The organism is Salirhabdus salicampi (assembly GCF_024259515.1).
Lineage (GTDB): Bacteria > Bacillota > Bacilli > Bacillales > Alkalibacillaceae > Salirhabdus_A > Salirhabdus_A salicampi.
In genome coordinates this window covers 1,065,421-1,077,885 of sequence record NZ_JANBWE010000001.1, presented here as the reverse complement: position 1 = coordinate 1,077,885, position 12,465 = coordinate 1,065,421, and the positions used below count along the sequence as shown (strand labels likewise).

Annotated in this window: 13 protein-coding genes; all 13 read right to left on the bottom strand. The window is 37.7% G+C overall.

Annotated features, from left to right (window positions below):
• Position 1: 1 nt before the first annotated feature.
• The 13 genes from NLW78_RS05695 to NLW78_RS05640 all read right to left on the bottom strand — a co-directional run bounded on the left by NLW78_RS05695 (position 2) and on the right by NLW78_RS05640 (position 12,450).
• Positions 2-1,162 carry a PrpF domain-containing protein gene (locus tag NLW78_RS05695; protein ID WP_254496007.1) on the bottom strand — a complete coding sequence of 387 codons (1,161 nt, stop codon included), beginning with the start codon at positions 1,160-1,162 and terminating at the stop codon, positions 2-4.
• Positions 1,163-1,207: 45 nt separating this feature from the next.
• Positions 1,208-2,734: an FAD-dependent tricarballylate dehydrogenase TcuA gene (tcuA, locus tag NLW78_RS05690; RefSeq protein ID WP_254496006.1), complete on the bottom strand. Its 1,527-nt coding sequence runs from the start codon at positions 2,732-2,734 to the stop codon at positions 1,208-1,210.
• A gap of 58 nt (positions 2,735-2,792) precedes the next feature.
• Complete coding sequence (locus NLW78_RS05685; RefSeq protein ID WP_254496005.1) at positions 2,793-3,899, bottom strand: isocitrate/isopropylmalate dehydrogenase family protein; 1,107 nt, start codon at positions 3,897-3,899, stop codon at positions 2,793-2,795.
• 53 nt (positions 3,900-3,952) lie between these two features.
• Positions 3,953-4,903, bottom strand: a complete 951-nt coding sequence (locus NLW78_RS05680; protein WP_254496004.1) for a D-2-hydroxyacid dehydrogenase family protein — start codon at positions 4,901-4,903, stop codon at positions 3,953-3,955.
• Between the two features lie 173 nt (positions 4,904-5,076).
• Entirely contained in the window at positions 5,077-5,622 is a 546-nt protein-coding gene (locus tag NLW78_RS05675; RefSeq protein ID WP_302328427.1) for an Ldh family oxidoreductase, read from the bottom strand.
• Positions 5,559-5,768, bottom strand: a complete 210-nt coding sequence (locus tag NLW78_RS15650) for an Ldh family oxidoreductase (RefSeq protein WP_367617654.1) — start codon at positions 5,766-5,768, stop codon at positions 5,559-5,561. The genes NLW78_RS05675 and NLW78_RS15650 overlap by 64 nt, the downstream gene beginning before the upstream one ends.
• Positions 5,769-5,937: 169 nt before the next feature.
• Positions 5,938-6,114, bottom strand: coding sequence for an Ldh family oxidoreductase (locus tag NLW78_RS05670; RefSeq protein ID WP_254496002.1), 177 nt, complete (start codon positions 6,112-6,114; stop codon positions 5,938-5,940).
• Positions 6,115-6,172: 58 nt separating this feature from the next.
• Positions 6,173-7,345, bottom strand: coding sequence for a 2-methylaconitate cis-trans isomerase PrpF family protein (locus NLW78_RS05665; RefSeq protein WP_254496001.1), 1,173 nt, complete (start codon positions 7,343-7,345; stop codon positions 6,173-6,175).
• Positions 7,346-7,370: 25 nt separating this feature from the next.
• Positions 7,371-7,823 (bottom strand): tripartite tricarboxylate transporter TctB family protein, encoded by a 453-nt coding sequence (locus tag NLW78_RS05660; RefSeq protein WP_254496000.1) that lies wholly within the window; start codon positions 7,821-7,823, stop codon positions 7,371-7,373.
• A complete protein-coding gene (locus NLW78_RS05655) occupies positions 7,820-9,310 on the bottom strand; it encodes a tripartite tricarboxylate transporter permease (protein WP_254495999.1) in 1,491 nt (496 codons plus the stop codon). The genes NLW78_RS05660 and NLW78_RS05655 overlap by 4 nt, the downstream gene beginning before the upstream one ends.
• A 110-nt stretch (positions 9,311-9,420) precedes the next feature.
• Positions 9,421-10,527 (bottom strand): Bug family tripartite tricarboxylate transporter substrate binding protein, encoded by a 1,107-nt coding sequence (locus tag NLW78_RS05650; protein ID WP_254495998.1) that lies wholly within the window; start codon positions 10,525-10,527, stop codon positions 9,421-9,423.
• 247 nt (positions 10,528-10,774) lie between these two features.
• Positions 10,775-11,080, bottom strand: coding sequence for a DUF4387 domain-containing protein (locus NLW78_RS05645; protein ID WP_254495997.1), 306 nt, complete (start codon positions 11,078-11,080; stop codon positions 10,775-10,777).
• On the bottom strand, positions 11,068-12,450 hold the full coding sequence (locus NLW78_RS05640; RefSeq protein WP_254495996.1) for an acyclic terpene utilization AtuA family protein: 1,383 nt from the start codon (positions 12,448-12,450) through the stop codon (positions 11,068-11,070). Before NLW78_RS05640 ends, NLW78_RS05645 begins: the two co-directional genes overlap by 13 nt.
• Positions 12,451-12,465: the final 15 nt, after the last annotated feature.

Genomic DNA, 12,465 nt, shown 5'->3' with positions numbered 1-12,465 from the left:
ATTAGCTTATATTCTTATCTGTATCTCGTGTAGGGACGTATAACTCACCCTTCAAAATCTTTCGAGCAGTTCGATCAAGACCAACAAAAGCTATGTCTTGACCATCTTCTGTTAAACGCACTCGAACTTCAACGATTCCTTCCGGATGTCCTATTCTAACTGTCTGCTCATAACTATTAGATGAAAAGCTGGACATTTGATTTGGAACGGTCCCTCTTAATAAAGTAGATGAAGCAATATTATAGAGACAGCTTGCAGGCGATGTACGATGGAAACGTCCCATTGAAAGCATTTTCACAACAATATCAACTTCATTACCCTTTATAAGTCTTCCTTCTGATGTCACATAATCTTGTGGTTCGGATAATATTCCAATCTTTGGAATAGCTGGAGCTTGATGAGCCTCTTCAATGCTTTGAGCCATTCCAGCCTTAACTGAGATATCACAACGAATCGCTTCCAGTTCTTCTAAAAGCTCTTGGTTATTACTTAATTCATGATTAGGTTCCACGCCTTTGATACCAAGTTCAGTACTAGAAACAAAAACAGTCGGATTTACAATATCTACGAATGAAACATCATAGGTTGCTTTTTTAGTAGTTACTTTTTGTCTTGGTCCTAAAGATAATGTTTTTCCCGTCTTTCCTCCACCAGGTTCATTAATATTTAATAGATATTTAGCTCCTGGTTTTGTTAAACCTTGTAGCTTGTAATCCCCTTCTACCTTTGCATTCCCATTTTCTACAGGAACTGTTAAACTAATTATCTTTTCAATGTTTGTATTATAAACGGTTACATCAACTTGATCAGCATCATCCTCAACTTTTACTAACTTTTCCTCAATAGCAAAAGCACCAACTGCTGCCATTAAATTTCCACATGTACCATTATCATCTACAATTTCTTCCCCGACACCAATCTGATAAAAAGTGTAATCAATATCTACTCCATCAACAGAAGGGGGAGAAATAACAACAACCTTACTGGTGTGAGAATTACCTCCACCAAGTCCATCTACTTGGGTTGAATTATAAGCATCTATACCTGTTAAAAAGATATGGTTTTGTTGTTCTATATTGTCAGGTAAATCTTTTTTATGGAAAAACAGTCCACGACTTGTTCCCCCGCGGTATACACTACATGGAACTTTAAATTGAGACATATCCATAATCTCCTTTACACTAAAATCGTAACAACAACAGAACTATTAGCTATGAACACTTTTCGATGCTGCATGAATAGCTGCTTTTTCACCTGCTGTCTTACCAAATACAGCACCCCGTGTTAATCCACTACCCATAGGGTAATTTTGATAGAAAAATCCTCCTGTCATTTCACCTGTTGAATATAGACCAGGTATTGGGCGGTCCAAGGAATCAAGTACCTCTGCATCTGTATTAATACGAACTCCACCAAAAGTAAAGGTTATCCCACCAGTTACAGGATAGACACGGAAAGGCCCTTCATTAATTTTTCGTGCCCAATTTGTTTTATTAATTTGCAAACCTGATGTATGTTTTTTATCGAGAATATCAGGATTAAATTCTCCACCTTGGACAGCATGATTATATTCCTCAACGGTTTTTAAGAACTCTTCCTTATTGAAGCCCATGAATTTATATTTTTCCTCTAATTGTGTTCCGACTTCTGCAATCGTGTCGCCTTCTATCGGAGTACTTGTAGAGTAACGTGGTTCTAATAGTTCAAATGATTTGCGATCAAAGAGTTGAAAGGCAATTGCGTTCTTTTGTTGTAAAATTTTCTCTCCAAATTTAGCGTATGTGTGAGTATTTTTATCTTCGCCCTCATCCACAAACCGCTTTCCATCTAAATTCAACATAATACCAAAGTGATATGACAAACGATTGGTTCTATCCGTTAAAGCTAAATCCCCATAATCTGGTGCATCTGCACTTATTGGTGTTGCGTGTTTTCCTGAAAATTCACCGTAAGGCTGTGCGCCAATTTCGAAAGCGGATCGAATCATTTCTCCAGTGTTAAAACGTGTTCCGCGTACTTTCACTAGTGACCAATCAGGTCCTAAATAAGCGGTTCTCATTTCAGGACTAGCTTGAAATCCTCCACTTGCTAGAATTACTGCGTTACTAGAAATCTCTTTAATTCCTTCTTTTGTACGTATTTGTACACCTTTAACGGAATTATCTTCTGAAACAAGTAGTTTCTTGGCCTCAGCTTCATATAAAATTTCAATACCCTCTTTATTTGCAATTTCAAATAATTTTTGGGAAAGACCTACACCTTCATGGACAACTCTAACTGCTGCTCCAAATGGTAATACAGTCTTCTTCCCTTCTGTTTTAACCGTGCCCACTCCTTGGTTATATTCCCATGGTACTCCTAGTTTAGACATCCATAATACGGTTTGGTAAGAACGACTAACTAATGCTTTCGTAAGTTCGGAATCAGCTCTTCCTCCTGCTGTACGTTGTATATCATTAGTGAAGTCTTCTTCACTATATGGTGTGGCTGTTACCTGATCGGAGACATCATTGTCCTCACCAACAATTTCGGCTAATTCATCCATGCTATTGTACGTACATCTAAATATTCCACCTGTAAATCTAGTATTTCCTCCTCTTAATTCTTCGGTAGATTTCTCCAACACTAATACATTTGCACCACGTTGTTTTGCTGAAATAGCCGCGGTAAGTGCTGCGTTACCTGCTCCTACTACAACCACATCATATTGAGTCTCATTTTCGAATGTCTTCAAATTTCATCATCCTTCCAATTTAGATTATTAATGAATTTAGATAAACAAAATTGCTAATCTATGAATAGGAGACCCCCTTTATCGGTACAGATTTACCAATGATATATTCAACTAAGGCATCTCCGAATTGTGATGTTGATGCTTTCCCGTTTAAGTCAGGAGTTTTAATACCTTTGGCTAATACGTGATCAACTGCATTCTCAATTAGTTGTGCTGCCTTCAATGGCGTTTCATCGTCATTTCGTATACTTAACCACTCAAGCATCATCTTCGCAGATAAGATTTCTGCTGAAGGGTTAGCAATCCCTTGATCTGCAATAGTTGGTGCCGATCCGTGGGTAGCTTGTGCTAACATGAAATTGTCCCCAAGGTTTAATCCCGGAGCCAAGCCCAGTCCGCCAACTAATCCTGCTGTTAAATCAGACAAAATATCTCCAAACATATTTGTAGTAATAATGACATCAAAATCTTCTGGTCGTTGAACTAGATGTAAAGCAAAAGCATCAACATGATAGTCATCAATTTTAACCTTTGGATAAGTTTCTGCTATTTGTTTGGCACTATTAACAAACAAACCGCATCCTTTGTCCAGCACATTCATCTTATGAACTAAGCTTGCGTATTTTTTCTTCCTTGCATTGGCAAGCTCTAACCCTACGCGGGAAATTCTTTCGCTTCCCTTTCTAGTAACTACACGCATTGATAAAACAGTATCTGGATCCGGCATAAACTCACCATTTCCGTAGTATAAATTTCTATCAGCATACATTCCTTCTGTGTTCTCTCTAACAATTACGAGATCAATATCACTGTATTTAGTTTGCACACCTGGAAACGTTCGAGCAGGACGAATGTTTGCGTACAAGTCAAACCTTTTTCGCAACGATCCACTTGCATTCACAGTATTTGGATTATCCTTCTCGTAACTGTGCGTAGTTAATGGTCCTAAAATACCAGCATCACACTGCTTCAACTGTTTTACCGTCTCTTCAGGCAAGGTTGAACCGAATGTTTCATAAGCATGCAATCCTACCGGAAGTTCTATAAGCTCAAATTTTAAATTATCAAAAACGGATTCTACTGCTTTTATTACTTTTACAGTTTCTGTAACGATTTCGGGGCCAATTCCATCCCCTTTCATTACACCTAAGACGTATTTTCCCATTAAACAGTCTCTCCTTATATCAATTTATGGCAATATTGAATGCTTCTATTGATTTACTTTAAGTTCACTGGCTCTCCATTGACAAAATGAACAATGTTATCTACACAAAGAGTTAAAAAACGGTCAAATACCTCTTTTGAAGTCCAACCTATATGCGGTGACACCACAACTTTTTCATTTAATTGTAAAAGGGGATTGTTCGGACTGATTGGTTCTTCCTCGAATACGTCTAGACCTGCACCTCCAATTTCATTATTTTCTAAAGCCCAAATTAAATCTTGTTCATTAATAACTTTTCCTCTTGCAGTATTGATAAGGATGCTTGTATCTTTCATTAGTTGGAAATGTTCCTTTGTTAATAAGCGTGTCGTTTCTGGTACAAGTCGGACGTGTAAAGAAATAACATCGGATTTGGTCAGTAGCTCTTGTAATGATACGTAATGGATATTGTGTTCATTAGCCCTTTCCTTTGTTAACGTTGGTCCCCAGGCAATGACTTCCATTTTGAAAGCCTTAGCTCGTCTAGCCACTTCGGTTCCGATTTTACCCAAACCGATAATCCCTATTGTTTTACCACTTAATTCACCACCAATAATAGGAGGCCATTCACCTTTCATCATTCTGTCCTGACCGTAGGGAATAGATCTCATACAAGAAAGCATTAGTGCAAATGTGAGTTCAGCGACTGAATCCGTAGAACCTCCCGGGGTAACTGCTATAGGTAATCCGCGTTGTTTTGCTGCCTCTTTGTCAATATGGGCAATTCCAGTACCAGTTTGGGCTATTAATTTAAGGTTAGGTAAATTTTCGATCACTCTCTTACTAAACTTACTACGTTCTCTAATAGGAATAACAATATCTGCATCACGTAATCGATTAATAAGTTGATCTTCACTTTTTACGTGATCATGATACAACTCAACTTCGCCTATTGATTTTAGCCTTTCTACTTGTTCATGGTTTGAATATACTTTATTCCAATCATCAAGTATGACAATTTTCATGAAAATCATCTCCCAAAGAAATTAATAAATGACTTGTTTGTAAACGAGATTAATAGGTTAAGAATGGGCGTATATTTTTTAAAATCATGTTCAAATTATGTTCCAGTATAATCTGCACCGAATTCATTTAGATTTATTTTTACATATTCCTCATATGGAATACTCAATGTTGATTAAACATAATCCCTGCATAAAGTCTTAAAAACTTGATAACTCCTGTCTGTAAGGTATACATGATCAGGTTGTTGGTTAGCTTTAACTCTCATTTCTTGTTCTCCCGGAAGAAAAACCTCTTGCTCTTCATTAACTCGAGGTGCATTTTTAATAGAATCAGTAAGTTCCGCTAGTCTAGATTGAAAGGTAACTGGATCTGTAAAATGCTCCAAGTTTAAACTGATAAATAGGTGACCAACATTTCTTTTGCCGTCTGCATCATGATCTACCATTTTCGTACTAAAGTCGGCACCGGTCAGAACACCACTTAAAATTTCCACCATCAATGCAATCCCATACCCTTTATACTCTCCTATGGGCAGAACATTCCCTTTTAATGCTTCAGCGGTATCTGTAGTTGGTTGACCTGACGAATCAAGTGCCCATCCAAGTGGTATAGATTCTCCATTACGTTTTGCTATCCTCAATTTTCCTTTAGAAACTAAATTGTATTGGCTTGATCTAGGGTGATAGGGTTTTCTGTGGTTGGAACTGAAACTGACCAAGGGTTGTTACCTATTAGTCGTTTATTACTTCCTGTTGGAGCTATGATAGGGGATCTATTTGTAAAGACAATTCCTATTTTGATTTTGTTTAGTTGCAATTTCGGCAAAATATGCAGCTCTACCAAAATGATTGCTTTTTTGTACACCAACGACACCTACACCATGTTTTAAACTTTTTCTAACGGCTCTTTTCATGTGCAATAGTGCTTACTACGGGCCCTATACCATGATTTCCATCTATCATTTCCACGAGGCTATTTTCATTTACGTTTTGTATATTCGGTGATGGATTAATAAAGTGAGACTTTAATTGTTCTAGATATATCGAGGGAGTCTAAATATTCCATGTGTAAATACACCACGAAGGTCACTTTCCAGCAAAGATTTCATCTCAATGTCAGCATGTTCTTCTGGTACGCCAGTCTTCATTAAAGCTTTTTTACCGACTTCAAGATATCGTGATTGAAGGACATGATACTGTTGTGTTTTCATATTAACCCCCTCTCCATGAAGTCAACGGTGTAATTTAAGTATGTTATTAAATTATCATTTACGTATGTGTTTCCATTTTTGCTGTTGTATGTTTTAAGTTATGAACATAGGCATAACCATCCATTATTCTCCGAGCAGTTCTACCAATTGCAGCTCTTTCAACTAAGTAGTTAGGCTCTTCTCCCACAACGGTTGATTCTACATTTATAATTCCGGAAGGATGACCTATATTAATTGAATCTTTTATCACTCCATTTAGGATTTGATTAACGATAGATCCAGGGATTTGTGAAGCAGCTGCAAGTGCACAACCTCCACTTACTGCGAACGCTTCATGTAAAATTCCCATTGATATATATCTACCAACTAAATCAATCTCACTTGCTTTTATATGTTCACCCGTTTTATTCGTATAACTTTGTGGTTTGGCAACTAATGCTATTTTTGGTATCGCATGTGATGTAGGAGAAACTTTACTTTTGTCAGGAAATAGTCCAAGTTTGAACCCTACTTCAACGCGAATGGCTTCTATTGTAGTTGCTATATCGTTTTGGTGGAATTCATCACCAACTTCAGCACCACTTAAACCGAACTGCTCTGCATCAACGAATACAACTAAGTTTGCACAATCAATTACCGATACGACAAACTCTCGACCATCGTTTATCGTGACAACATCCTTTACATTTCCGGTAGGAAGCAGGTTTCCTGTAATAGCTCCCCCTGAATTTACGAAATTCACGACCATTTTCGAAGCAGTACCAGGAACACCATCAATAGAAAAATCTCCATCGTATTTTACCTTTCCGTTTTCTACAGGGATATCTACTTCTATCATCTTTTTCGTGTTAGTGTTATAGATTTTAACAGTAGTAATAGGATCGACTAGTTTAACATAGCCCTCCTCTGCCGCGTATAGACCAACACATGTTGACATATTCCCACAAGTAGGCTTGTAGTCAATCTCGGGTTTATCAATACTTACTTGACCGAATGTATAATTGATATGTGCATCGTTATGCGTTGGGTTACCAACTATACAAAGTTTGCTTGTTAGAGAAGTGCCTCCTCCAATACCATCAGTTTGTCGTTTATCTGGACTACCAAAAATTCGTAACAATATTTGATCCCGCTCAGATTTTGAATCTGGCAGGTCTTCTTCTCGGACAACCAATCCTTTGCTAGTTCCTCCACGCATATAGGTACATGGTATTTTTAAAACAGCATCCATAGTTTTCCTCCTCTATAATTTTAATTTAAAACGGCCATAATGGGAAAACTCCCTCTGGCCAATATAAGTTCATCATATTTGCGAAAATATGAATCAGTGAGAGAACAATTGCTAATGAGATTGCCGTCTTCAATACGCTAAATTTACTTTCGAAATATAAGAAAAAAGCCAGGAACAATGTGGTAGCTGTTAAAAAGCCGATGATGTAAATTAAACCAATGTAACCAATTATCCAAAGCATATATCGAAGAACAGAACCTTCCTCTTCATGCTGTTCTTCATTACTAGCGTTTTCCCCCTTAACCATCTTTACGATGCTCAAAATTACATGGATAAATGTTAAAATAGCACCACCAATAGCAATGGTATAAGGAAAAAACTTTGCAAGGTCATTAAAACTATACGCTAACCAAGATGCCACAAGGAAAATTAGCATGAGAAACATAGAAAAGATTAATGAATAATAATTTTGCCTCATGATGTGATACCTCCTGATTCCTGCGACTTCTTACTAGTTCTGTTAAGGAAAATTCCACCTGCAAGTAGAATTAAAATAACGATTACTAGAATGATAACTGAAGGTCTTTGTAACCACTCAAATCCATAGCGAGACATGGAAATCCATAAATATCGTTCTGCAGATAGTGAAAGAACAAAGCCAATTAATAACGGAGCTCTTGGCCAATCTAACCGTTTCAAAACCCATCCTAATAATCCGATTACAATAAAAGCAACAAGATCACCAAAACTTCTTGTACTTTGGTACGCACCTATTACTAATATAATTAATAAGAAAGGTACTAATTTTGTAGCTGGAATCATGCTTAACTTGGCAATATATTTACTTAAAAAGATACACGCAATAGCACCAAATATGTTTGCCAAAACCAGCGTCCAAATAATTGATAATGTTATTGGTAAGTTTGTAGTAACCATAGTAGGTCCTGCCTGGAATCCTAATAGTATGATTCCTCCTAGCAACATTGCGGTTGTTCCACTACCAGGGATGCTGAACAATAATGCTGGAATTAAAGCACCACCTTCTTTGGCGTTATTTGCACCTTCAGGCGCGATAACACCACGGATGTCACCTTTTCCAAATTCGTTATTTCGTACAGTAGATTTAGCTACGCCGTACGTTATCCAGTCAACAACACTTCCACCAAGTCCAGGAATAAAGCCGATTAATGACCCTAATACTGAACTCCTAAGTAGTAGCCATTTATTTTTGATGGATGCTTTAATGCCGTCCAACCAACTGCCTTTTAACTCAGCTGTTCTTGAAATACTGTTGTTTTTGGCAAGTAAGTCGACCATTTCGGGAAATGCAAATAAACCTAATGCAAGGACAGCAAGTGGAATTCCGTCATAAAGATAAATGTTGTCAAACACATATCGGTACTCTGGAACGGCCGGTGCTGCGCCAATTGAACCAATTAATAATCCGATGATACCTACAGTTACTCCTTTAATTGGGGAATTACCAGCAAGGATACCAACCATACTTAAGCCCAACATGGACATCATAAATAACTCCGGTGAACCAAATGCCAATACAAGAGGTCGTGCTATTGGAATTGCTAGGAAAAGAACAAATGCCCCAATTACCCCACCGACCATGGAACTAAAGAAAGCTGCTGAAAGGGCGGTCGCGGCTTTACCTTTCTTCGCAAGGGGATAACCATCCATAATTGTTGCTTGAGATCCTGAAGAACCGGGAATTCCTAATAGTACAGAAGGAAAGGTATCACCGGTATGTACAACAGCTGCCATACCAATAAGTAAGGCCATACCTGTATATGGATCCATACCGAATATAAAAGGTAACAATATCGACATTCCCACTGTTCCGCCTAAACCTGGTAACAGTCCTATTATTAATCCAACACCAATGCCAAGAAACATAAATGCTAATCTGACTGGATCTGCTACCATCATAAGTGCGTCTGCTGCTGCTTGAAACATATAATCCACCTCATTCCTGTCCTTAGATGAAAGTTTATGATAAGTAAAATATGGGGAAATTCAATAATTTCCCCATATTTACTCTTTTAGTTAGCTATGTTCTATGTCTATTAATCAATACTTACGCCATGTTCTTCTAGTAGATATTCGTGTATCCAATTCAACACTTCATCTGAAGCACTAGTAATTGTTTGTACTGCTCCATCTAATTGGTCACCAATAATTAACTCATATCCTCCAAGAGCAGATTCTGATTTTTCGATAAAGTCATCATCTTGTTTAATGCTTTCTGCACTTTCCAACAGAGCATCAACTGCAGCTTGTGGCGCATCATCGTGTAGCCATAAAATCTTTTGTACACCAAACCCAGCACCTAAAGCAGCTTTATAAGCATCCCAAATAAGTCCTGATGGGTCTTTACCGTGAATATCTTTGTATACTTCTTTAACAGAAGGCAGGTCAGGGAATGCTGGATCACGAATTACATCACCATTAGCATCTAGCATGCCGAAAGAATATAAAGGAATTGCGTCTCCACTATCGATAAGGGGTGTCACACTCTCTTTAAAAGCTGAAACAGTTTGGTAATCGATATTGCTTTCACCTTGTTCAAAGGCAACGCGGCTTGGCCCACGCCCTTCGTAACCTAGAACAGATTGAACGTCAACTTCAAGTAACTCAAATGATAAAAGTGTAACAAGGTCGTTACCTGTTGCGCTAATACCGGCGTATAGTAATGGTTCCTTAGGATTAGCAAGATCTTTAGGGGTTTCAATACCAGTAGTTGGTGAAGTATAGACCGCTCCGCCCTGAGGTATAGCTAGGATAGGTGTCATTTTTTTCAAGTCGTATTCAACTGCTTTCTGTCCTAGTAGGTAAGGTAAAGCTGTTGACCCACTCGTCACTAAAGCCGTGTATCCATCATGTTTTCTTACTTTTACAAACTCATTTGCACCATTAATGCTTCCACCACCTGGAATATTTACAACTTGGACGGAAGGTTCACTTGGGATATGTTTTTGAAGATACGGTTGGATGAAACGAGCAAATGTATCTGTTCCACCACCTGCACCAAATGGAACGATAACTTCCATTGTTTCACCTTCATAAAAAGTAGCGCTGTCCTTTTCACCATCTCCTGATGAGCTTTGTGAACAACCGACGATAAGTACCATTGGAATAATTAGCAAAAGCAAATTCATTAACTTAAATTTCAATTTTAAATCCCCCTCTAAATTTAGTAGTTTTGAGAATTACAAATATATTTCGAAACTGTTCAATAACACCTCCTTATATTTTGTAAGCGCTTTTAATAGTTGGAATAGTTTGATAATTAAGGTAATTAATATTTATATTAAAATAAGTGTCATCAATAATGAAATAGATATTTTTATTGGGCGTCCATAAAAAAATTTTATTGCTCGTTATAAACAGGTGTTCTAGCATTTTTTTATCTTTCAGAGGTTATAATTCAAGCATCATTATCGGAACATGTTGCTGTGCTCCGAAAATATCTGTATCATTAATGTCACCTGATGCGTACTTACGTGGAATACTCACCTTAATCGAAAAAATAGTTTCATATTCAAATAGTTGAACTTGATCCTTATCACACTTGTAAGCATTAGCAATCCAATCTTTTGAAAGAAGTTTTGATTGAGTCACTTTATAGTAATCTTCTTCTTTTTCAAAGATAATATCGAACGTCAGAAAGAATGGTCCAGCATTCTTACTTCTCAATAAATATGCTACATCTTTTAATTTTGGCATGGATTCACCTCCACGTATTCTATTGGGAAAAGTTCATATGGGGAATCAGGCTCAACAGTATGATTTAATATAAATTGATAAACTTCTCCCATTGGGATATCTGGTGGTGAAAATGGAAATGCCGCATTACCCGAAATACAGAGTCTTCCTTTAAAGTGGCTATGTAATACTAAAGTTCTTAATGCTGCCATAATCGTTTCGGACTTATCGGGATCCAATGCAATGACATCGAGCAATAGACCTACCTCGTGAGGTGAGCCCTGTTCTGGTTCTAAACTACCCATAACTCCATTTATGCCATATTTTCTAAATGTGACTGTATAATCGTCAGGACTAACTTCCATACCGTATACTGCGCTTACTTTTTCATGTAATTTTTCACGAATAAAAGTTAAGTAATCATCTAGCTGAGAAAGCAGGATTGGGTCTCTTATTCCCGCGATACATATTGTTCTGTATCCCACCTTTTCAACACCTTCAAGCTTAACCTTATAATTTGGGTCTTTAATGAATGAGCTCCCTGTAACCCTTACTGTCCTCTCATTTACTTGTTCATAAACTGAGGCTGTTGTATCTAACACCCCACCAGGCTCTTGCAAATGAAATGGACTGACATTTTCATACATTGTATGTGCGGCAACATTTTTCCAAGGTAAGGTCTTTTCCGGATTCAATGTTTCTATGAAAAATTCTTCGTCCCTAATAGTTGCCATAATACAGTCATGACTTTTCGGCACAGCTGTAGCAGCACCGCATTCAATAATCTTAGCTGCGTGCCATGCAGTAGCCGGATTCATCCCCTTAAAAATCGGAAATGATGTGAATACAGATGCATCAGTAGCTCTTCCTGCAATAATGAGATCTACATCTTCCTTTAACGCCTCAATAAAAGGTTCAGGACCCATCATCGCAACGGAACGATGTAAATGTTGGATTGTATTATGAGATAGGGGTGGAGTGGTACCTAGTGATTGTACCCTACCTTGGTCTATCTTTTGTGACAAGTATTGTTTATCTACTTCTGACCTAATATAGGCTACTTTTAAATGGTGCTGGTTTTCATGACTTATCTCTTCTACTATTTTCTTAAAATCATCTACCCCTTTGTTGCACCCTGAACCTCCAGCTGATCCAATAATGACAGGAATTTCAGCTTTTTTTGCGTATGACAATATAAGACGAAGATCTCTTTTTACTGCATCTTTGGACACGAATGATTTCCCGGAGCCAAGAAAATAAGGCCCAGGATCTGTTGACCCGGCGTCACAAGCAATAAAATGAGGTTTTTCCTCCATACACCTCTTTAATGATTCTTCTGGAAAGCCGTATCCAAGAATACCTGATGTTGAACAAGCCCTTACTTCTCTCATTAAATCCCCCCTATC